Raw genomic sequence first — 21,155 nt, forward strand, 5'->3', positions numbered from 1 at the left:
CTATCCCGCGTCGGAAATCCCAAGCTCCGAGCACACCCGCCCCACCAGCGCCTTCAGCGATGCAAGCTCGGCCTCGAGCCGCGCCACATTGGCCTTGAGCGCGGCCACCTCGCCGAGCGATGCATCGTGCGATGCATGCGCCCCGTCGGCCGATGCGCCGCCAGGCCCCGCAACTTCTTCCGCCGGCGCGCCGCTCAACAAGTGCGCCCAGCGGCTTTCGCGCGCCCCCGGCAGGCGCGCGAGCTTCACAACCAGCGCGCCGGCCGGGCGCTCGGCGAGCTCGTCGAGAAAGCCTTCGACCGACGAGATGTCGGCGAAGTTGTGCATGCGGTCGCAGGCAATGCGCAGTTCGCCCGCCGTTTGCGGGCCGCGCAGCATCAGCACCGTGAGCAGGATCACCGACTGCGACGGAATGCGCAGCACGCGGTCGATGTTGTGTTCGTAGCGAAACGCCCGGCCGCCGCTGGTTTCGGCCACCAGGCTGTAGCCCTTGAGGCTGTCGATGGCGGCCTGCACCTGGGCCTCGCTCAGTTCGAGCACCGGGTTGCGGCTGGTCTTCTGGTTGCAGCCCGACACCAGCGAATTGAGCGTCAGCGGATAGCTGTCGGGCACGGTGCGCTGCTTCTCGGCCAGCACGCCGAGCACGCGGGTTTCGACGAGCGAAAGAATGGGAAGGGCCTGGGTCATTGCTCAAAGGATCCTGAATGAAAACGATGGCGGCAAGGGCCGGCTGTTCACGGCACCGCCACGCCGAGTATCGGTCCCAGCTCCCTGGTGAAGTCGCTGCGCCGCAAGGCAAGCGAATGCAATGCCGACACGGTGCCGTCGAGGTAGAGCGCGTCGCGGCAATGCAGCACGTCGCGAAAGTAGAGCGCGAACTCGTAGAAGTTCACCGGCTGCTCGCTGATCACGAAGATCGCCGTGTGACCCGACACGCCCACGCCATTGCGGATCTTGCGCGAATCGGAATCCGGAATGAAGGCGGGATGCACCACGCCGCGACGCAGCAGCAGCGGGCCCGACTGGGTCGCCAGCCGAACGCCCTCTTTCGGCAGCGCCGCATATTCGGACGACTCGACCACGCGCGCCCCCGCCTCCGACACCAGGAACACGCCGTTCGGCTTGAGGAAGAAGTTGCCCGTGCCGGCCGCCAGGTTGAGCGGCGAAAGCTCGCGCCCCTCCTGCACCAGCAGGCCGACCGGGGAAAAGTCCGCGTGGTACATGCCGGCGTTCATTGCGAACACGAGCTGCCGGTTGCGCGCGGCGAGCCAGGCTTCCAGGCGGTCGAGGCGTTTGAACGGGGCGCCGCTGTCGTCGCGCAGGAACAGCTCGAGGCGTTCGCTGCGCAGGTCGATCTTCACGACGGTGTAGCGCGGCTCGGCGTTGGCCGCGGCGGCCAGCCCGGCTGCGCCGGCCAGGCACAAGGCCAGCAGGAGCAGCAGCTTTCTCATGAAGCCACGGAAAGCCGCCTCTCGCTTCAGCCGTTCTGGATGCGGGCGACCAGGGCCTTCGTGAACGCCGCCGTGCCGGCGCTGCCGCCCAGGTCGCCGGTGCGCACCTTGTCGATGTTGAGCGTGTCGTCGATGGCCTTGCGCAGGCGCGTCGCCAGCTCGGGCAGCCTGACGTGTTCGAGCATCAGCGCAGCGGCCAGCAGCAGTGCCGTGGGGTTGGCGATGCCCTTGCCGGCGATGTCGGGCGCCGAGCCGTGCACGGCCTCGAAGATCGCCGCATCGGCGCCGATGTTGGCACCGGGCGCCATGCCCAGGCCGCCCACCAGGCCCGCCACCAGGTCGGACAGGATGTCGCCGAACAGGTTGGTCGTCACCAGCATGTCGAACTGCCACGGATTGAGCACCAGCTTCATCGCGCAGGCGTCGACGATGATGGTGTCGAGCTCGAACTTGCCCTTGTACTTTTCTTCGTAGAGCCGCAGGCCGGTCTCCAGGAACAGGCCGGTCAGCACCTTCATGATGTTGGCCTTGTGCACCAGCGTGACCTTCTTGCGGCCGGTGGCCACGGCGGTCTCGAAGGCGTATTCGAGCAGGCGCAGGCACCCCTGGCGCGTGTTGATGCCGGTGGCCATGCCCACGGCGTGCGGGTCGCCGTCGATGCGCACATAGTGCTCGTGGCCGATGTACAGGCCCTCGAGGTTCTCGCGCACGACCATCAGGTCGATCTTGTCGAAGCGGCCACCCGGAATGATGGTGCGCGCGGGGCGCAGGTTGGCGTACAGCTGGAATTCTTCGCGCAGCCGCACGTTCGACGAGCGGTAGCCGCCGCCCGAGGGCGTCTCGAGCGGACCCTTGAGCGCCAGGCGGGTGCGGCGGATGCTGTCGAGCGTGGCCTGCGGCAGCGGATCGCCCGAGGCCTGGACGCCGCCAAGGCCGGCAATCTGGCGGTCCCACTCGAAGGGCGCCTTCAGCGCATCGAGCGCGGCCAGCGTGGCATCGACGATCTCTGGGCCGATGCCATCGCCGGGAATCAGGGTTGCGGGAATGGGGGTGGTCATCGGAAACTCGCTTTCTGTATATCCATCTTGTATATCTCTTCGCCCTATCAGCAGAGAGGACGTTCGCGAAACGCGCGGCATGGAGCATACGTCGCGCCGGAGACACCCCGGCGCCTTGCGGGTCACCGGGTGCGCAAAACCGCCGATGCAGCCGCCCGGATCGACGGCATTCGGCATGCCGCGGTGCTGCCACCTAAAATGCCCGGTTCCCGCAAGTTCGCCACTCCCCGAAAGCGCCCTCCCCGATGTCCGCCCCGCGCAAGCTCTTCGTCACCACTGCCCTGCCGTATGCCAACGGCAAGTTCCATATCGGCCACATGATGGAATACATCCAGGCCGACATCTGGGTGCGGAACCAGCGAATGAATGGCGCCGAGGTCAACTTCGTCTGCGCCGACGATGCGCACGGCGCGGCCATCACCATCGCGGCCGACAAGGCCGGCGTGACGCCGCAGGCCTTCGTGGCCGAGATCGCGGCCGGCCGCAAACCGTATCTCGACGGCTACTACATCTCGTTCGACAACTGGCACTCGACCGACGCGCCCGAGAACCACCAGCTCGCGCAGGACATCTACCGCGACCTGCGCGCCAACGGCCTGATCGAAACCAAGAGCGTCGAGCAGTTCTACGACCCCGAAAAGGGCATGTTCCTGGCCGACCGCTTCATCAAGGGCGAGTGCCCCAACTGCCATTCGAAGGACCAGTACGGCGACAACTGCGAGGTGTGCGGCGCCGTCTATGCGCCCACCGAGCTGATCAACCCCTACTCGGCGCTGTCGGGCGCCAAGCCCGAGCTGCGCAGTTCCGACCACTTCTTCTTCAAGCTCTCGGACCCGCGCTGCGAGGCCTACCTGAAGGAATGGACCGCCGCGCCCGGCCATGTGCAGTCCGAAGTGCAGAACAAGATCCGCGAGTGGCTCTACAAGGACGACGAAGGCAAGGGCGGCCTCGGCGACTGGGACATCAGCCGCGATGCGCCCTACTTCGGCATCGAGATTCCCGATGCGCCGGGCAAGTACTTCTACGTGTGGCTCGACGCGCCCGTGGGCTACCTGGCGTCGCTCAAGAACCTGCTCGACAAACGCTGCATCGAGCTTGGCGGCGATGGCATCTCGTACACCGAGTACATGGCCGATCCCGACCTGGAGCAGGTGCACTTCATCGGCAAGGACATCATCACCTTCCATACCCTCTTCTGGCCCGCGATGCTGCACTTCAGCGGCCGCAAGGCGCCCGATGCGGTGTACGTGCACGGCCACCTCACGGTCAGCGGCGAGAAGATGAGCAAGAGCCGCGGCACCGGCATCGACCCGCTCCGGTACCTGTCGATCGGCCTGGACCCCGAATGGCTGCGCTACTACATCGCGGCCAAGCTCAACGGCCGGAACGAAGACATCGACTTCAACCCCGAGGACTTTGTCGCCCGCGTCAATAGCGACCTCGTGGGCAAGTACATCAACATCGCGAGCCGCGCGGCGGGCTTCATCGGCAAGCGCTTCGGCGGCAAGCTGGGCGAGGTGTCGGCCGACGGCGACGCACTGCTGTTCGCGCTGCGCGATGCGGCGCCCCAACTGCATTCGCTCTACGACGGCCGCGACTACGCCCGCGCGCTGCGCGAGGTGATGGCGCTGGCCGACAAGGTGAACGAGTACGTCGACCAGAACAAGCCCTGGGAACTGGCCAAGAAGGAAGGCCAGGAAGCGCGGCTGCACGACGTGTGCACCGTGTGCATCGAGGCCTTCCGCCTGCTCACGCTGTACCTGAAGCCGGTGCTGCCGGCGCTGGCGGTGAACGTCGAGGCCTTCCTCAGGATCGAGCCGCTCGCCTGGGCCGACGCCGCGCAGAGCCTGCCGGCCGGCCATGCCATCGGCGAATACAAGCACCTGATGCAGCGCGCCGACGCCAAGATGGTCGACAAGCTGTTCGAACCCGCCGAGCCGGCGCCTGCGGCCGCCGTGGAAACGGCGACCGATGCACTGCCGGGCGGCGAAGCCATTGCGCCCACCATCACCATCGACGACTTCGCGAAGATCGACCTGCGCATCGCGAAGATCGTGGCTTGCGAGAAGGTCGAGGGCTCGACCAAGCTGCTGCGCCTGACGCTCGATGCCGGCGAGGACAAGACCCGCAACGTGTTCAGCGGCATCGCCTCGGCCTACCAGCCGGAGCAGCTCGTGGGCAAGCTCACGGTGCTGGTCGCCAACCTGGCGCCGCGCAAGATGAAGTTCGGCACCAGCGAAGGCATGGTGCTGGCCGCGAGCCATGGCGACGAAAAGGCCAACCCCGGCATCCACGTGCTCGAGCCCTGGCCGGGCGCGACGCCGGGCATGCGCGTTCGCTGAAAGAAGGCTGCGGCTGGGTCGCTAGCCGAGCTTGTTGACCAGCACCAGGTCGGCAAACACCTTGCCGCCCACCGAGATGTGGTCGCGCATCGCCTCCGCGGCGTTGTCCGCGTGGCCCTTGAGGATCCACTCCACCACCCGCTCGTGCTCGCGCTGCGAGGCGGCCAGGCGCCCGGGCTTCTCGAACATCCGCCCGCGGTAGGCCGCGATGCGCAGGCGCACGGTCTGCGCCTGCTCGACGATGAACGGATTGCCGCTCGCGCGGTAGATCACGTCGTGCAGCGCGGCATTGGCGAGCTGGTAGCCCTCCGCATCGTCCGCCTGCGCGCACGCGGCGGTGCCTTCGAGCGCGCCCTGCAGTTCGATGCGCAGCGCCGGGCCGATGCGCAGCGCCGCCAGCCGCGCCAGCACCCCTTCGAGTTCGCCGAGCGCTTCCATCATGGCGACGAGTTCGTTCGCGCGCAGCTGGCGCACGTAGATGCCGGTGCGCGGAACGATGTCGACCAGCCCGCGCGCGCTCAGCAGCAGCAGGGCCTCGCGCACCGGCGTGCGCGAGATGTTGAAGCTAGCGGCCAGCGCCTTTTCGTCGATCGGCATGCCGGGCGACAGCGTGCCGTCCAGGATGTCTTTTTCAAGCCGGCCGCGGATCTGGTCCTGCAGGCTGCTGGCGTCGAGGGTTTTCGCGGGTTGCATGGGTGCGTGGATATTAGCTAACCTTGTAGATATATCAATTGATCTCTTTGGTACATCAATGCTTCCCACCCTCCAGATCGACGGCCACGTCGCCTACCTCACGCTGCGCCGTCCGCAGGCCGCCAACAAGCTGACGCCGGAGGACCTGCCGGCCATCGTCGGCCATCTGGAGACGGTGAACGGCTCGCCCGGCGTGCTGGTGCTGGTCGTTCGCTCGGAGGGCAAGTACTTCTGCAGCGGCTACGATATATCAGAGGTCGCCACCAGCAGCCAGACCGAAGGCCGCAGCTTCGGCGAGATGGTCGATGCGCTGGAAAACTGCCGCGCCGTCACCATTGCGGCGGTGCACGGCGGCGTGTTCGGCGGCGCCACCGACCTGGTGCTGGCCTGCGACTTCCGCGTGGGCGTGCGCGCTGCCGAAATGTTCATGCCCGCGGCCCGGCTCGGCCTGCACTACTACCAGAGCGGCATGGAGCGCTATGTCTCGCGGCTCGGGCTGGACACGGCCAAGCGGCTCTTCCTGACGGCCGAGAAGCTCGACGGCAGCGCGATGCGCGACTGCGGATTCCTCACGCAGCTGGTGGACGACGCGGCGGCGCTCGACGCCGAAGTGCTGCGCCTGCGCACCACGCTCGCCGGCATGGCACCGCTCGCGCTCCTGGGCATGAAGAAGCACCTGAACCAGATCGCGCGCGGCACGGCGGACGCCGCCTCGATCCAGCGCGAGGTGCAGCGCACCGTCGCATCCGAAGACTTGGCCGAGGGCGGCCGCGCCTGGCGCGAGAAGCGTCCGCCGGTCTTCAAGGGCCGCTGAGCGCGGCCCTCCCCCGGCGCCCCGACAAGACACAGGAGACAACGCATGAAGAAAGAAATCCGGGCCGTTGCGCTCGCGGCCGCGGCATGGCTCGCCTCGGCCGGCGCCCTCGCGGACAGCTACCCCTCGCGCCCGATCACGCTGGTGGTGGGCTTTCCCGCCGGCGGCGGCGCCGACGCGGTGGCGCGCATCGTGAGCGACAAGCTGGCCAGGATCCTCGGGCAGCCGATCGTCATCGACAACAAGCCCGGCGCGGGCACCACCATCGCGTCGGACCAGGTCGCGCGCGCGGCGCCCGACGGCTACACGCTGCTGCTGGGCAGCGGCAACCTCTACGGCAGCGACAAGCTGCTCTACAAGGCCGTGAAGTACGACGGCGCCAGGAGCTTCGTGCCCATCTCGCGCTGGAGCTCCGCGCCGATGCTGCTCGCGGTCAACAAGGACGTGAGCGCGCAGAACGTGCAGGCGCTCATTGCCCAGGCGCGGCAGAGCCCGGGCAAGCTGGCCTATTCGTCGTCGGGCACCGGCGTGGTGACGCACCTGGCGGGCCTGTCGTTCGAGAAGGCCGCCGGCGTGACCATGCTGCACGTGCCGTACAAGGGCGGCGCCCCGTCGATCCAGGCGGTGGCCGCCGGCGACGTGCAACTGACCTTCGGCACGCCGCCCTCGGTGCTGCCGATGGCGCAGGGCCAGAAGCTGCGCGTGCTGGCCGTCACCTCGGGCCAGCGCTCGCCGCTCTTTCCCGACGTGCCGAGCGTCGCGGAGGCCGGCGTGAAGGGCTACGACTTCACCTTCTGGTTCGGCCTGTTCGCACCGGCCGGCCTGCCGCCCGAGCTGGCGCAGAAGCTGTTCGACGCCAGCGTGGCGGCGCTCACCGATCCCGACGTGAAGGCGCGGCTCGAAAAATCGGGCAACGAGGCGGCGCCCTCGAAGTCGCTGGCCGAGTTCCGCAGCTGGGCGCTGGCCGAGGGCGCGAAATCGAAGGAACTCACCGAGCGCTCCGGCGCGGCCGTCGAATGACCCCGGCCGCATCGCAAGGCTCGCCAGGCGGCCCGCTGCAGGGCTTCACCGTCATCGACCTGACCCGCGTGCTCGCAGGGCCCTACTGCACGCTGCTGCTCGCCGACCTGGGCGCGCGCGTGATCAAGGTGGAGCAGCCCGGCCTGGGCGACGACGCGCGGCAGATCGGCCCCTTCGTCGATGGCGACTCGGCCTACTTCATGTCGGTCAACCGCAACAAGGAATCGATCGCGCTGGACCTGAAGGCGCCGGCCGACCGGGCCGTCTTCGAGCAGCTGCTGGCCACGGCCGACGTGCTGGTCGAGAACTTCCGGCCCGGCACGATGGAGAAGCTGGGCTACGACTGGCCCGCGCTGCATGCGCGCTTTCCGCGGCTGGTGTTCACCTCGGTCTCGGGCTTCGGCCAGACCGGCCCCTACAGCCGGCGCCCCGCCTACGACATGGTGGTGCAGGCGATGGGCGGCATCATGAGCTTGACCGGCCACCCGGGCGCGCCGCCCACGCGCGTGGGCGTGTCGATCGGCGACCTGGGCGCCGGCCTGTACGCTGCCATCGGCACGCAGGCCGCGCTGCTGCAGCGCGGGCGCACGGGCCTGGGCGACCGCGTGGACGTGGCGATGCTCGACTGCCAGGTCGCGCTGCTGGAGAACGCGATCTCGCGCATGGAGGCCGACGGGCGCGCGCCGGGGCCGATCGGCTCGCGGCATCCGTCGATCACGCCGTTCGACGTGTTCCGCGCGGCCGACGGCTGGTTCGTGATCGCGGCGGGCAACGACGCGCTGTTCCAGCGCCTGTGCGCGGCGCTCGAGCTGCCGGCGCTGCCCGAGGATGCGCGCTTTGCCACCAACCCCGAGCGCTGCCGGCACCACGAGGCGCTGAAGCAGTTGCTGGAGCAGCGCCTGTCCGCGGCGCCCTGCGCGCACTGGCAGGCGCTGCTGATGCAGCACAACATTCCCACGGGCGGCTACAACGACGTGGCCGCGGTGGTGAACGACCCGCAGGTGCAGGCGCGCGAGATGCTGGTACAGGTCCGCACGCAGGGCGGCCGGCCGCTCACGGTGGCGGGCAATCCGGTGCATGTGGGCGCACACCGCACGCAGGTCGCCAGGCAGCCGCCGCGGCTGGACCAGGACCGCGAGGCGATCCTGGCAGGGCTGGCACGGCAATGAGCACGCGGTGCAAAATCCGCGCATGCAAAGCCCTCGTCCCCGCTTCCGACCTTTCGTTCTCGCGGCGCTCGGCCTCACCGGCGCCCTGCTGCTGGGCGGCTGCGCCGTGGTCACCGTCGCCAGCACCGCCGTGAGCGTGGGCGCCGGCGCGGTCGGCCTCGCTGCCGATGCCGCCATCGGCACCGCGCGCATCACCGGCAAGGCCGTGGGCGCGGCCGCCGACGCGGTGATTCCCGACAGCGACTGAGCCGGCTGCGCGACCAAGGCGCGGTACACAATGGGCGCCACATGCAGTCACCGCTGAACATCACCCGCTTCCGCCCGCGCCTGCTGGACGCCATGGCGAGCTACAGCCGGGAGCGCTTCTTCAAGGACCTGGGGGCCGGCGCCACGGTGGGCATCGTGGCGCTGCCGCTGGCCATGGCCTTTGCCATCGCCTCCGGGCTCAAGCCCGAGGCCGGCATCTGGACGGCGATCATCGCGGGCTTCCTGATCTCGCTGCTGGGCGGCTCGGCGGTGCAGATCGGCGGACCGGCCGGCGCGTTCATCGTGATCGTCTACGGCATCGTCGAGCGCTACGGCGTGGCCAACCTGCTGATTTCCACCGCCTGCGCCGGCGTGCTGCTGTTCGCGGCGGGGCTGTTCGGGCTCGGACGGCTGGTGCGCTTCGTGCCGCTGTCGATCGTGGTTGGGTTCACCAACGGCATTGCGGTGCTCATCCTGCTGTCGCAGCTCAAGGACCTGCTTGGGCTCACGGTCGCCAAGATGCCGGCGGACGTGTTCTCGCAGCTGCATGCCATGGCGCTGCAGATCGGCACCTTCAATCCCTATGCCTTTGCGCTCGGGCTGGCGTGCCTGGGCGGCCTCGCGATCTGGCCGCTGCTGCTGAGCGACGAATCGAAGGTGGGCCATGCGGTGCAGCGCCTGGCGGGGCGCATGGCGCGCACGCGCGCGGTGCAGGTGGGTGCGCGCATGCCGGGGCCGATCGTCGCGCTGGTCACGCTCACGCTGGTGTCGTGGGGCTTCGAGCTGCCGGTGGAAACCATCGGCACGCGCTTCGGCGGCATTCCCGAGGGCCTGCCGGGCTTTGCGCTGCCCGACTTTTCATGGGAAACGGTCAAGCAGCTGGTCACGCCGACGCTCACCATCGCGCTCTTGGGCGCCATCGAGTCGCTGCTGTGTGCGCGCGTGTCCGACCAGCTCAGCGACCAGCCGCGCCACGATCCGAACCAGGAGCTGATGGCCCAAGGCATCGCCAATGTGGTAACGCCCTTCTTCGGCGGCATGCCGGCCACCGGCACCATCGCGCGCACCGTGACCAACATCCGCTCGGGCGGCAGTTCGCCGATCGCGGGCATCGTGCATGCGCTCACGCTGATGGTGGTGGTGCTGCTGGCCGCGCCGCTCGCGCGCCACGTGCCGCTCGCGGTGCTGGCGGGCATCCTGGTTTTCGTGGGCCTGAACATGGGCGAATGGCGCGAGTTCACGCCGGGGCAGCTGCGGCACTTCAGCCGCCACTACCGGCTGCTGATGCTCGGCACCTTCTTTCTCACGGTGGTGTTCGACCTGACGGTGGCGGTGCAGGTGGGCCTTGTGCTGGCCTGCGCGCTCTTCATCCGGCGCATGAGCGAGCTTTTCAGCGTCGAACTGGTCACGATGCAGCCGCCGGTGCTTACCTACCGGCTCTATGGCGCGCTGTTCTTCGGGGCGGCGGCCAAGCTGGACGAGGCCGTCAATGCGGCCGAAAGCGCGCCGCGCGGCATGACGGTGGTGCTCGACGCCACGCACCTCATCTACCTGGACGCCACGGGCGTCGACGCACTGCGCCAATTGCACCGGGCGGTGCTGGCGCGCGGCGGGCTGCTGCGGGTGGAGTCGCTGCAGCCGCAGCCGCTCGAGGTGATCGTGCGCTCGGGGTTTGCCGACGAGCTGACGCGCGGCCAGCCGCAAGCGGCGGACTAGGAGCCGGAGTTCGCCTCGGTGCTCCGGTCGGGCGAAGAGCCGCTGCGCACCACGCGCTGGTCGTCGTTGAGCGTGGCGGTGAACACCATGGGCGAATTCGGCGGTTGGACCCAGCGCCATTCCCACTCGGTTTCGCGCTTGAGCGCATAGGGCGTGATCTTTGCCGGCTTGCCGAGCATCTTGCGCAGGTCTTCCATCATCATGCCCGGCTGCACCCTGGCGAAGTTCTCGGGCGTCAGCACCTGGCGCAGCGCGCTCATCCTGCCGTCGGCGCCGATGGTGATCATGTAGTTCTTCTGGCCCTGCGGCTGGCGGTTGTACTCGAACACGCGGCCGCCGGGCGCGTCCCAGATGTTCTCGGGCTGGCCGAACCTGGCGCGCACATCGGCTTCGGTGGAGACGCCTTCCTCCAGTTCGCCGATGCGCTGGTTGTCGCAGCCCGCAAGCCCGATCACACCCGCCAGCAGTGCCGCCGCCATGCCGATCCGCCACTGTTTTCGCTGCTTCATTCCATCCCCGGTAAAATTCGCACCACAAAGGTCCAGTCTATGTCCATCTTCCGCCGCCCCCACTACACCTCCGAGATCACCAACTTCATCGAGGAGATGAAAGCCAAGAAGCCGACGCTGGAGTCCGAACAGCGTGCCGGCCGCGCCCTGCTCTGGGACAAGCACCTCGACCGCAGCCTGCTCGAGGAGTACAGCGAAGCCCGCGTACCGCAGCAGCCCTACGTCTACCAGACCCAAGTCAAGTAATGGTGCCCAGCCGGCATCCATCGTTCGCCGCCGTCGCGCGCAGCTATTGAAATGATAGCAAGCACCCGATGAAGGGCAACGAGGACAGCGACACGCTCGTGGCCAGCATGCCCGAAGTGGTCGACCAGGTCGCGCTCGCCAGGCTCTATGGCGAGCCGTTGTTCGCGATGCCGAAGGACCTGTACATCCCGCCGGAGGCGCTGCAGGTCTTTCTCGAGGCCTTCGAGGGCCCGCTCGATTTGCTGCTCTACCTGATCAGGAAGCAGAACTTCAACATCCTCGACATCCCGATGGCGGGGCTCACGCGGCAGTATCTGAGCTACGTCGACGAGATCCGCCAGACCAACCTCGAACTCGCGGCCGAATACCTGCTGATGGCCGCGATGCTGATCGAGATCAAGTCGCGCATGCTGCTGCCGCCGAAGAAGGTGGCGGACGGCGAAGAGGCCGAAGACCCGCGCGCCGAGCTCGTGCGCCGCCTGCTCGAGTACGAGCAGACCAAGCTGCAGGCCGCCGCCATCAGCGCGCTGCCGACCTACGGGCGCGACTTCTGGAAGGGGCAGGTCTACATCGAGCAGTCGCTCAAGCCGCGCTTTCCCGACGTGAACGTGATCGAGCTGCGCGACGCCTGGGCCGACATCATGAAGCGCGCCAAGCTCGTGCAGCACCACAAGATCTCGCGCGAGGAGCTCAACGTGCGAGAGCACATGAGCATCGTGCTGCGCCACCTGCAGGGGCAGCGCTTCGTCGAGTTCGAGAAGCTGTTCGACGTGTCGCGCGGCGCGCCGGTGCTGATCGTCACCTTCATCGCGATGCTCGAGCTGGCAAAGGAAACGCTGATCGACATCACGCAGGCCGAAGCCTTCGCGCCGATCTACGTGCGGCTGGCCTACTCGCCAGCCTGAGCCCTCCCCCTTCAATTTCAAGAATTCCGCCGTGCACGACTTCGACGTCCTCATCGTCGGCAGCGGCCTTGCAGGCCTCTCGGCCGCGCTGCACCTGGCGCCCACGCACCGCGTGGCCGTGCTGACCAAGCGCGCGCTCAACGACGGCTCCAGCGCCTGGGCGCAGGGCGGCATTGCCGCGGTGCTGGCCGCGGGCGACAGCTTCGACGCCCATGTGGAAGACACGCTGGTGGCCGGCGCCGGCCTCTGCGACCCCGAGGCCACGCGCTTCGTCGTCGAGGGCGCGCCGCAGGCCATCGGCTGGCTGCGCGAACTCGGCGTGCCGTTTTCGGAGGAAGGCGGCGGCCTGCACCTGACGCGCGAAGGCGGCCACAGCCAGCGCCGCATCGTGCACGTGACTGACGCCACCGGCGCGGCCGTGCAGCGGACGCTGATCGAGCAGGTGCGCCGCACGCCCAACATCACGCTCTTCGAGCACCACACGCTGATAGACCTCGTCACTGGCACCAAGCTCGGCCTGAAGGACCCCGCCTGCATCGGCCTCTATGCGCTCGACGATGAAACCGACGAGGTGCTGGCCTTCCGCGCGCCGCACACCATCCTGGCCACCGGCGGCGCGGGCAAGGTGTACCTCTACACCACCAATCCCGACACCGCCACCGGCGATGGCATTGCCGCGGCCTGGCGCGCGGGCTGCCGGGTGTCGAACATGGAGTTCATCCAGTTCCACCCGACCTGCCTCTACCACCCGCATGCCAAGTCCTTCCTGATCAGCGAAGCGGTGCGCGGCGAGGGCGGGCTGCTCAAGCTGCCCGAATTGGCGGGAGGAACGCGCTTCATGCCCCGGCACGACGAGCGCGCCGAACTCGCGCCGCGCGACGTGGTGGCGCGCGCCATCGACTTCGAAATGAAGAAGCACGGGCTGGACTGCGTGCATCTCGACATCTCGCACCAGCCGCCGGAGTTTCTCAAGGAACACTTTCCCAACATCCTCGCGCGCTGCGCCGAGCTGGGCATCGACATCACGCGCGAGCCCATCCCCGTGGTGCCGGCTGCGCACTACACCTGCGGCGGCGTGCTGAGCGACCTGGCCGGGCGCACCGACCTGCCCGGCCTCTACGCCATCGGCGAGACCGCCTGCACCGGGCTGCATGGCGCCAACCGCCTTGCGAGCAATTCGCTGGTCGAATGCATGGTGTTCGCGCGCGCCGCGGCCGCTGACATTGCCGCGGCACCGGCGCGCGAACGCGTCGAACTGCCGGCCTGGGACGAAAGCCGGGTGACCGACGCCGACGAGGCCGTGGTCATCTCCCACAACTGGGACGAGCTGCGCCGCTTCATGTGGGACTACGTCGGCATCGTGCGCACCAACAAGCGCCTGGAGCGCGCGAGCCACCGCATCGCGCTGCTGCAGGCCGAGATCCAGGAGTTCTACGCGAACTTCCACGTCACGCGCGACCTGCTCGAACTGCGCAACCTGGTGCAGGTGGCCGAGCTGATCGTGCGCTCCGCGCAGGCCCGCCACGAAAGCCGCGGCCTGCATTTCAGCCGCGACTATCCCTCGCTCGCCGAGCCCACCGCGCCGACGGTGCTGGTGCCGCCGGCCGACTGACCACCCCGTTTTCGTCTTTTCTTCACTCAAGGATGCCCGGCCACCGACGCCCGCAGGGAGAAACCCAACCATGTCGAACACCACCACCCCACAGCCGGAAACCACGCAAGCCTCGCCCTACGGCACGCTGCCGCCCGCTTCGACGCCCGCCTCGCGCAAGCCCCTGAGCCTGCCGCGCCTGGCCGACATGCATGCACGCGGCGAGAAGATCTCGATGCTCACCGCCTACGACGCCACCTTTGCGGCCATGGCCGACGCGGCCGGCATCGACTGCCTCTTGGTCGGCGATTCGCTCGGCATGGTCTGCCAGGGCCTGAACACCACCGTGGGCGTGAGCCTGGACACCATGCGCTACCACACCGACAGCGTCTCGCGCGGCCTGCGCCGCGTGCAGGGCACGGCCTGGCTGATTGCCGACCTGCCCTTCGGCAGCTACCAGGAGTCGCGCGAGCAGGCCTTGCGCAGCGCCACGGTGCTGATGCAGGCCGGCGCCCACATGGTCAAGCTCGAAGGCGGCGGCTGGACCACCGAGACGGTGCGCTTCCTGGTCGAGCGCGGCATTCCGGTGTGCGCGCACCTGGGCCTGACGCCGCAGACCGTGCGTGCGCTGGGCGGCTACCGCGTGCAGGGCAAGGGCGACGCCGGCGCGCTTTTGAAGCAGCAGGCGCATGCGCTGCAGGACGCGGGCGCCACCATGCTGGTGCTGGAGATGGTGCCCGCCGCGCTGGCCGCCGAGCTCACCGCCGAACTGAAGCACTGCGCCACCATCGGCATCGGCGCGGGCAAGGGCACCGCCGGCCAGGTGCTGGTGTTGCACGACATGCTGGGCATCAACCTCGGAAAGATGCCGAAGTTCGTGCGCAACTTCATGGCCGACGCGCCGGGCGTGCTGCCCGCCCTCAAAGCCTACGTGCAGGCCGTCAAGGACGGCAGCTTCCCCGACGACCAACTCCACGCCTGGTAAGGAAGGAACCGAGACCATGTACATCGCACACACCATCGCCGAGCTGCGCGACCATCTGGCCGCCTTCGAGCGCCCCGCCTTCGTCCCCACCATGGGCAACCTGCATGACGGCCACCTCGCGCTGATCAGGCAGGCCAGGCCGCTGGGCGACGTCACCGTGGCGAGCATCTTCGTGAACCGCCTGCAGTTCCTGCCGCACGAGGATTTCGACACCTACCCGCGCACCTGGGACAGCGACTGCGAGAAGCTGCGCACGGCCGGCTGCGACGTGCTCTTTGCGCCCGACGAAAAGGCGCTCTACCCCGAGCCGCAGACCTGCAAGGTGCACCCGGACCCGGCGCTGGCCGACATCCTCGAAGGCCATTTCCGCCCGGGCTTCTTCGTGGGCGTGTGCACGGTGGTGATGAAGCTCTTCCAGTGCGTGCAGCCGCGCGTGGCGGTGTTCGGCAAGAAGGACTACCAGCAGCTGATGATGATCCGCCATATGGTGCGGCAGTTCGCGCTGCCGATCGAGATCGTGGGCAGCGAGACCTTCCGCGCGGAGGACGGGCTCGCGCTGTCGTCGCGCAACGGCTACCTGAGCGAGGCCGAGCGCGCGGAAGCCGTGCAGCTCTCGAAGGCGCTGAAGGCGATGGCCCAAGCCGTGCAAGCCGGCGAACGCGATTTGGCCGCGATCGAAGCGCGGGCAATGCAGGCGCTGGCGCAGCGCGGCTGGCAACCGGACTATCTTGTGCTGCGGCGCCGTTCCGACCTGCAGGCGCCCTCGGCTGGCGAGCCGCTCGTGGCGCTGGCCGCGGCGCGGCTGGGCGGCACGCGGCTGATCGACAACCTCGAAATCGACGCAATGCCCTCATGACCTACAGCGTCAAGGAAATCTTCTACACCCTGCAGGGCGAAGGCGGCCAGGCCGGCATGCCGGCCGTGTTCTGCCGCTTCGCGGGCTGCAACCTCTGGACCGGCCGCGAGGAAGACCGCGCCACGGCCGTCTGCCGTTTCTGCGACACCGATTTCGTCGGCACCGACGGCACGCTGGGCGGCAAGTTCAGGAATGCCGAACTGCTGGCCGACACCATCGCCGCGCAATGGCCGGCCGACGACGCCGAGCACCGGCTGGTGGTGCTGACCGGCGGCGAGCCGCTGCTGCAGGTGGATGCCGCGCTGGTCGATGCGCTGCATGCGCGGCGCTTTCGCATCGCGGTGGAAAGCAACGGCACGGTCGCCGCGCCCGAGGGCATCGACTGGCTCTGCATCAGCCCCAAGGCCGGCGCGCCGTGGGTGCAGCAGCGCGGGCAGGAACTCAAGCTGGTGTGGCCTCAAACCGAGTTCGATCTCGGCACCATGGCGCGCACCGGCGAGTTCACACACCGCTTCCTGCAGCCGATGGACGGGCCCGACCGCATCGCAAATACCGAGCTGTGCATTGCCGAATGCATGCGCCATCCGGCGTGGCGCCTCAGCGTGCAGACCCACAAGATCACCGGCATCCGCTGAGCGCGGAGACTTTTCAGATGCGATTCACCATCAGCCAACGCTTTTTCTTCGACGCCGCGCACACGCTCAAGCGCGAGATCGAAGCCGAAGGCAGCCGCCGTATCCACGGCCATACCTACCATGCCGAAGTCTGGCTCGCGGGCCAGCGCGATCCCGCGACGGGCATGGTCGTCGACCTGGGATTGCTGCGCCGCCGGCTGGAGGATGTGCGCGAGCAGCTCGACCATCACCTTCTCGACGACGTGGCGGGGCTGCATCCGCCGACGCTCGAGAACCTGTGCCTGTTCATTGCGGATGCGCTGCCGGAATTCCGTCCCTCGCTCGCGCGGGTGCGCGTGTGGCGCGAGGCGCTGGGGGACAGCTGTACGCTGGAGTTCTAGGTTTTGCTCCCTCCCCTCCCGGGGGAGGGGCGGGGTGGGGGCACGGCGGCCTTCATTCCCGCGCCGCCTCGAAAGCGGGGGGCAGCCCCCATCCCAGCCTTCCCCCAGCGGGGGAAGGAGCAATACGGGGTCAGGCCGCGCCGATGCCCGCGACCAGGCTCCCCGGCGCCTGCCCGTTCTTGAGCCCCGCCGTGAACGCCAGCATCCGATCGATCGGCACCCTCGCGCGCAGCCCCAGCACCGGGTCGACGTGAATTTCTCCCGCGCCGGTTTCAAGCGCGTTCGCCAGCTCCACCAGCCCGTTCATCGCCATCCACGGGCAATGCGCGCAGCTCTTGCAGGTGGCGCCGTTGCCGGCCGTGGGGGCCTCGATGAAGGTCTTGCCGGGGTTCAGCGTGCGCAGCTTGTGCAGCATGCCGGTGTCGGTGGCAACGATGAATTCGCTCGCATCCATGCGCTGCGCCGCGTTCAGGATGGCCGAGGTGGAGCCCACCGCGTCGGCCAGCGCGATCACGTCGGCCGGCGACTCGGGATGCACCAGCACCTTCGCGGCCGGGTGCGCCTTCTTGAGCAGCTCGAGCTCGAGCGACTTGAACTCGTCGTGCACGATGCAGGCGCCGTTCCAACTGACCATGTCGGCGCCGGTCTGGCGCTGGATGTAGTCGCCCAGGTGGCGGTCAGGGCCCCAGAGGATCTTGCGGCCCTGCGCATGCAGGGCGCTCACCACGTCGAGCGCGCAGCTCGAGGTGACGAGCCAGTCGGCGCGCGCCTTCACGGCCGCGCTGGTGTTGGCGTAGACCACCACGGTGCGGTCGGGGTGCCGGTCGCAGAAGGCGCTGAACTCATCGACCGGGCAGCCCAGGTCGAGCGAGCAGTTGGCGTCCAGGTCGGGCATCAGCACGCGCTTCTCGGGCGAGAGGATCTTGGCGGTCTCGCCCATGAAGCGCACGCCCGACACCACCAGCGTCTGCGCCGCATGGTCGCGGCCGAAGCGCGCCATCTCGAGCGAATCGCTCACGATGCCGCCGGTTTCCTCGGCCAGGTCCTGCAGGTCGGGGTGCACGTAGAAGTGCGACACCATCACGGCATTGCGCTCGCGCAGCAGGCGGCGGATGCGTTCCTTGAGCGCGATGCGTTCGCCGGGCGAAGGTTCGGGCGGCACGCGCGCCCAGGCATGGCGCGTGTCGCAGGCCGCGCCGGCCCCGGCCGCGGGTTGTTCGTAGTCGACGTCGATGACGAAAGAAGGGGCAGCCATGGACGCGCTCAGCCTTCCTGGAAACGCATCGAGAAGTCGATGGCCTTCACGTCCTTGGTGAGCGCGCCGACGGAGATGCGGTCCACGCCGGTGTCGGCCAGCGTGCGCAGGCCCTCGAGCGTCACGCCGCCCGAAATTTCGAGCACGGCCTTGCGGTCCTCGCCGGCCTCCGCGTTGATGCGGACGGCTTCGCGCAGGGTCGGCAGGTCCATGTTGTCGAGCAGCACCATGCGCGCGCCCGCCTCCAGCGCCTCGCGCAGCTGCGCCAGGGTTTCGACCTCGACCTCGACGAAGGCCGCGCGCTGCGCCACCGGAGCCACCGCACGCAGCGCCGCGGCCACGCCACCGGCCGCGGCAATGTGGTTTTCCTTGATGAGCACCGCGTCGTAGAGGCCGATGCGGTGGTTCACGCCGCCGCCCATGCGCACTGCGTATTTCTGCGCAAGACGCAGGCCCGGCAGGGTCTTGCGGGTGTCGACGATGCTCGCGCGCGTACCGCGCACCGCGTCGGCGTAGACGGCCGTCTTGGTAGCGACCGCGCTCAGCAGCTGAAGAAAATTGAGCGCGGTGCGCTCGGCCGTCAGCAATGCACGCGCCGTGCCCTCGATCTCGAGCACGGTCTGGTCGGCCGCGCAACGCTCGCCCTCGCCGCACAGCCAGCGGATGCGGGCCTGCGGATCGAGCTGCCGCACGGTGGCTTCGACCCAGGGCGCGCCGCAGAGCACGGCCGCCTCGCGCGCCAGCACGCGGGCATGGGCGCGGCGGCCGGGGTCGACCAGCGAGGCGGTCAGGTCGCCGTCGGCCACGTCTTCCTGCAGGGCGCGGGCGGCGTCGGCCTGGGCCAGCGCGGCCACGGCCGGCGCCGAAAAATCAAAGCGAAGGCTCATGGCTGTCTTGTCTCTTCAGTCTTGTGGGTGATTCATGGCGTGCGGCAGGGCCTTCGCATGCGACTTGAGGTATGCGTTCCCTAGCCCCTGACGGATTCAGGCACCGGATCGCGGCCGGTCAGCGAGGCCACCGCCTCCTGCGGGCTCAGCCGGCCGTCGAGCAGCGCGACCACGCCTTCGGCAATGGGCATTTCCACGCCCAGGCCCCGTGCGCGCTGCACCACGGTACGTGCGCAATAGACGCCTTCGGCCACATGGCCCAGCGAAGCCACGGCCTGCGCCAGCGTTTGGCCCTGGGCCAGCAGCAGGCCCACCTTGCGGTTGCGCGAGAGGTCGCCGGTGGCCGTCAGCACCAGGTCGCCAAGGCCGGAAAGGCCCATGAAGGTCTCGGCGCGGGCACCGAGCGCCAGCCCGAAGCGCGTCATCTCGGCCAGGCCGCGCGTGATGAGCGCCGCACGTGCATTGAGCCCCAGCGCCAGGCCATCGCACAGCCCGGTGGCAATGGCCAGCACGTTCTTGACGGCGCCGCCGACCTCGACGCCCACGATGTCGTCATTGGCATAGACGCGCAGGGCCGGCCCGTGGAAGGCGTCGACCAGCGCGTCGCGCACCGCGGCATGGGGGCTGGCGGCCACCAGCGCCGTCGGACGCCCTTCGGCGACTTCCTGCGCAAAGCTCGGGCCGCTGAGCACGCCGGCCATCAGTTCAGGCGCGACCTGTCCCCAGATTTCATGGGCCAGCAGGCCATAGGAGGTGGGAGAAGAAGCATCGAGCGCGGGTTCGACGCCCTTGCACAGCCACGCCACCGGCGCGGTCGTGCCGCGCAAGGCCATGAGCTGCCGGCGCAGGGCAGCCATGGGCGTGGCCACCACGACAAGTTCGGCGCCCGCCCGGGCCTGGTGCAGATCGCCGGCGCGCACGGTGAGTGCGGGCGGCAGCGCCAGGCCGGGCAGGTAGCGGACGTTTTCGCGCGCCTTGGAAATCGCCTCTGCCTGGGCCGCATCGCGCGCCCAGAGCGTGACCTCGTGGCGGCCCGCCGCGTTGACAGCCAGCGCCGTGCCCCAGGCACCGGCGCCATGAACGCAGATCTTCATCGGCGTTGCGGCGCTGCGCCGGCTTTACTGCGTGACGATCGGCGAGGGCTGGCCGGCGGCCTGCGCCTGCTGCTGCTCGTACATCGCCTGGAAGTTGATTTCCGCCAGATGCACGGGCGGGAAGCCGCCGCGCTGGATCACGTCGGCCACGTTGCCGCGCAGGTACGGATAGACGATCTGCGGGCAGGCGATGCCCAGGATCGGGCCCATCTGGTCTTCGGGCAGGTTGCGGATCTCGAAGATGCCGGCCTGCTTGGCTTCGACCAGGAACACGGTCTTGTCCTGGATCTTGGTCTGCACGGTGGCCGACACGGTGATCTCGAAGATGCCTTCGGCCACCGGCTGGGCGTCCACGCCGAGCTGGATGTCGACCGTGGGCTGCTCCTGCTCGAGCAGGATGGCGGGCGAATTGGGCTGTTCGAGCGACAGGTCCTTGAGGTAGACGCGCTGGATCTGGAAAACGGGATCTTGGGCTTGCTGGTCGGCCATGGCTGAACTTTCGAGGATCAAAACAATGCCCGCCGGGGAGAGCTTCCCGCAGCGGGCTGCAGATGAATGAGCAGGCGATTATCGCCCCGCGGCCGGACCACTTCCGTGACGCCCGGCTGCTTTGTGTTTCAGGCGGCCTGCAAGAGCGGAACCAGGCCGCCGCGGCCGTCCAGCGCCACCAGGTCGTCGCAGCCGCCCACGTGGGTGTCGCCGATGAATATCTGCGGCACCGTGCGGCGCTGGGTGATTTCCATCATGGTGCTGCGGGCCGCGGGATCGCTGTCGATGCGAATTTCTTCGATCTCCTCGACACCCTTGGACTTAAGGATCTGCTTGGCGCGAACGCAATACGGGCAGAAGGCGGTGGTGTACATCTTGACGGCTTGCATACGCTTTACCTTGGGGAAGCCTCAGGCTTTTTCAACCGGCAGGTTAGCCTCTTTCCAGGCCTTCAGGCCGCCGGAAACCGCTTGGGCCTGCTCGTAGCCGAGTTTCTTGGCCATGGCCACCGCGCGCTGGGCGCGGGCGCCGGTGGCGCACACCAGCAGCAGCGGCACGCCCTTGTTCTTGACCGCGCCGGTCAGTTTTTCCTCGAGCTGGTTCAGGGGCACGTTCTTGGCGCCGATCATGTGGCCGGTGGCGAACTCTTCGGGTTCGCGCACGTCGACCAGCACCGCGCGTTCGCGGTTGATGAGATGCACCGCCCCCTGGGCCGTGAGCGTGCCGCCGCCGGCGCCGCGCACGAGCGGCCAGGCCAGCATGCCACCCGAGCTGAGTGCGATCAGGATCAGCATCCAGTTCGCGGTGACGAATT

At 68.6% G+C, this 21,155-nt stretch carries 24 protein-coding genes; 13 read left to right on the forward strand and 11 right to left on the reverse strand.

What is annotated here, in order from left to right; translation table 11 throughout:
• From EJO66_RS04915 to EJO66_RS04925, 3 genes are read right to left on the reverse strand one after another with little or no spacing between them, the layout of a single operon-like run.
• Positions 1 to 687, reverse strand: coding sequence for a YceH family protein (locus EJO66_RS04915; RefSeq protein WP_124956593.1), 687 nt, complete (start codon positions 685 to 687; stop codon positions 1 to 3).
• A gap of 47 nt (positions 688 to 734) precedes the next feature.
• Complete coding sequence (locus EJO66_RS04920) at positions 735 to 1,451, reverse strand: phosphodiester glycosidase family protein (protein WP_124956595.1); 717 nt, start codon at positions 1,449 to 1,451, stop codon at positions 735 to 737.
• Between the two features lie 26 nt (positions 1,452 to 1,477).
• Positions 1,478 to 2,509 carry an isocitrate/isopropylmalate dehydrogenase family protein gene (locus EJO66_RS04925; RefSeq protein WP_124956597.1) on the reverse strand — a complete coding sequence of 344 codons (1,032 nt, stop codon included), beginning with the start codon at positions 2,507 to 2,509 and terminating at the stop codon, positions 1,478 to 1,480.
• Between the two features lie 245 nt (positions 2,510 to 2,754).
• Between EJO66_RS04925 and metG the strand changes: the two genes are divergently transcribed.
• Positions 2,755 to 4,851 (forward strand): methionine--tRNA ligase, encoded by a 2,097-nt coding sequence (gene metG, locus EJO66_RS04930; protein WP_124956599.1) that lies wholly within the window; start codon positions 2,755 to 2,757, stop codon positions 4,849 to 4,851.
• A gap of 21 nt (positions 4,852 to 4,872) precedes the next feature.
• Here the strand turns inward: metG and EJO66_RS04935 are convergent, their stop codons facing one another.
• Entirely contained in the window at positions 4,873 to 5,544 is a 672-nt protein-coding gene (locus EJO66_RS04935) for a GntR family transcriptional regulator (protein ID WP_124956601.1), read from the reverse strand.
• 58 nt (positions 5,545 to 5,602) lie between these two features.
• On the opposite strand from EJO66_RS04935, the gene EJO66_RS04940 reads away from it, so the two are divergent.
• From EJO66_RS04940 to EJO66_RS04960, 5 genes are read left to right on the forward strand one after another with little or no spacing between them, the layout of a single operon-like run.
• Entirely contained in the window at positions 5,603 to 6,358 is a 756-nt protein-coding gene (locus EJO66_RS04940; RefSeq protein WP_124956603.1) for an enoyl-CoA hydratase/isomerase family protein, read from the forward strand.
• A 45-nt stretch (positions 6,359 to 6,403) separates the two neighbouring features.
• Entirely contained in the window at positions 6,404 to 7,378 is a 975-nt protein-coding gene (locus tag EJO66_RS04945; protein ID WP_124956605.1) for a Bug family tripartite tricarboxylate transporter substrate binding protein, read from the forward strand.
• Entirely contained in the window at positions 7,375 to 8,547 is a 1,173-nt protein-coding gene (locus EJO66_RS04950; protein WP_124956607.1) for a CaiB/BaiF CoA transferase family protein, read from the forward strand. The genes EJO66_RS04945 and EJO66_RS04950 overlap by 4 nt, the downstream gene beginning before the upstream one ends.
• Positions 8,548 to 8,569: 22 nt before the next feature.
• Positions 8,570 to 8,794, forward strand: a complete 225-nt coding sequence (locus EJO66_RS04955; RefSeq protein WP_124956609.1) for a hypothetical protein — start codon at positions 8,570 to 8,572, stop codon at positions 8,792 to 8,794.
• 41 nt (positions 8,795 to 8,835) lie between these two features.
• The gene (locus tag EJO66_RS04960) at positions 8,836 to 10,509 is read left to right on the forward strand and encodes a SulP family inorganic anion transporter (protein WP_124956611.1); all 1,674 of its coding nucleotides are present in this window, start codon (positions 8,836 to 8,838) and stop codon (positions 10,507 to 10,509) included.
• Here the strand turns inward: EJO66_RS04960 and EJO66_RS04965 are convergent.
• Entirely contained in the window at positions 10,506 to 10,988 is a 483-nt protein-coding gene (locus EJO66_RS04965) for an outer membrane protein assembly factor BamE (protein WP_124956794.1), read from the reverse strand. The genes EJO66_RS04960 and EJO66_RS04965 overlap by 4 nt on opposite strands.
• Positions 10,989 to 11,057: 69 nt before the next feature.
• Here EJO66_RS04965 and EJO66_RS04970 point away from each other — a divergent pair, with 69 nt between their 5' ends.
• The 7 genes from EJO66_RS04970 (at position 11,058) to EJO66_RS05000 (ending at position 16,616) form a co-directional block, all read left to right on the forward strand.
• Entirely contained in the window at positions 11,058 to 11,264 is a 207-nt protein-coding gene (locus EJO66_RS04970; RefSeq protein ID WP_021008770.1) for a DUF3460 family protein, read from the forward strand.
• 68 nt (positions 11,265 to 11,332) lie between these two features.
• Positions 11,333 to 12,169 carry a segregation and condensation protein A gene (locus EJO66_RS04975; protein ID WP_124956613.1) on the forward strand — a complete coding sequence of 279 codons (837 nt, stop codon included), beginning with the start codon at positions 11,333 to 11,335 and terminating at the stop codon, positions 12,167 to 12,169.
• 31 nt (positions 12,170 to 12,200) lie between these two features.
• A complete protein-coding gene (gene nadB / locus EJO66_RS04980) occupies positions 12,201 to 13,781 on the forward strand; it encodes an L-aspartate oxidase (RefSeq protein ID WP_124956615.1) in 1,581 nt (526 codons plus the stop codon).
• A 70-nt stretch (positions 13,782 to 13,851) separates the two neighbouring features.
• Complete coding sequence (gene panB, locus EJO66_RS04985; RefSeq protein WP_125964719.1) at positions 13,852 to 14,745, forward strand: 3-methyl-2-oxobutanoate hydroxymethyltransferase; 894 nt, start codon at positions 13,852 to 13,854, stop codon at positions 14,743 to 14,745.
• Positions 14,746 to 14,761: 16 nt separating this feature from the next.
• The gene (gene panC, locus EJO66_RS04990) at positions 14,762 to 15,601 is read left to right on the forward strand and encodes a pantoate--beta-alanine ligase (RefSeq protein WP_124956618.1); all 840 of its coding nucleotides are present in this window, start codon (positions 14,762 to 14,764) and stop codon (positions 15,599 to 15,601) included.
• On the forward strand, positions 15,598 to 16,236 hold the full coding sequence (queE, locus tag EJO66_RS04995) for a 7-carboxy-7-deazaguanine synthase (RefSeq protein ID WP_124956620.1): 639 nt from the start codon (positions 15,598 to 15,600) through the stop codon (positions 16,234 to 16,236). Before panC ends, queE begins: the two co-directional genes overlap by 4 nt.
• A 17-nt stretch (positions 16,237 to 16,253) precedes the next feature.
• Complete coding sequence (locus EJO66_RS05000) at positions 16,254 to 16,616, forward strand: 6-carboxytetrahydropterin synthase (RefSeq protein ID WP_124956622.1); 363 nt, start codon at positions 16,254 to 16,256, stop codon at positions 16,614 to 16,616.
• A 130-nt stretch (positions 16,617 to 16,746) separates the two neighbouring features.
• Here EJO66_RS05000 and nadA read toward each other — a convergent pair whose 3' ends face one another.
• The 6 genes from nadA to EJO66_RS05030 all read right to left on the reverse strand — a co-directional run bounded on the left by nadA (position 16,747) and on the right by EJO66_RS05030 (position 21,135).
• Positions 16,747 to 17,871: a quinolinate synthase NadA gene (gene nadA / locus EJO66_RS05005; protein WP_125964720.1), complete on the reverse strand. Its 1,125-nt coding sequence runs from the start codon at positions 17,869 to 17,871 to the stop codon at positions 16,747 to 16,749.
• Positions 17,872 to 17,879: 8 nt separating this feature from the next.
• On the reverse strand, positions 17,880 to 18,758 hold the full coding sequence (nadC, locus tag EJO66_RS05010) for a carboxylating nicotinate-nucleotide diphosphorylase (protein WP_125964721.1): 879 nt from the start codon (positions 18,756 to 18,758) through the stop codon (positions 17,880 to 17,882).
• An 80-nt stretch (positions 18,759 to 18,838) separates the two neighbouring features.
• Entirely contained in the window at positions 18,839 to 19,852 is a 1,014-nt protein-coding gene (locus EJO66_RS05015; protein ID WP_124956628.1) for an NAD(P)H-dependent glycerol-3-phosphate dehydrogenase, read from the reverse strand.
• A gap of 24 nt (positions 19,853 to 19,876) precedes the next feature.
• On the reverse strand, positions 19,877 to 20,341 hold the full coding sequence (gene secB, locus EJO66_RS05020) for a protein-export chaperone SecB (RefSeq protein WP_015866874.1): 465 nt from the start codon (positions 20,339 to 20,341) through the stop codon (positions 19,877 to 19,879).
• A gap of 128 nt (positions 20,342 to 20,469) precedes the next feature.
• Positions 20,470 to 20,730, reverse strand: a complete 261-nt coding sequence (gene grxC / locus EJO66_RS05025) for a glutaredoxin 3 (RefSeq protein ID WP_124956630.1) — start codon at positions 20,728 to 20,730, stop codon at positions 20,470 to 20,472.
• Positions 20,731 to 20,751: 21 nt separating this feature from the next.
• The gene (locus EJO66_RS05030) at positions 20,752 to 21,135 is read right to left on the reverse strand and encodes a rhodanese-like domain-containing protein (protein WP_370880715.1); all 384 of its coding nucleotides are present in this window, start codon (positions 21,133 to 21,135) and stop codon (positions 20,752 to 20,754) included.
• Between the last annotated feature and the right edge of the window lie 20 nt (positions 21,136 to 21,155).

This window comes from Variovorax beijingensis (genome assembly GCF_003951285.1).
GTDB lineage: Bacteria > Pseudomonadota > Gammaproteobacteria > Burkholderiales > Burkholderiaceae_C > Variovorax > Variovorax beijingensis.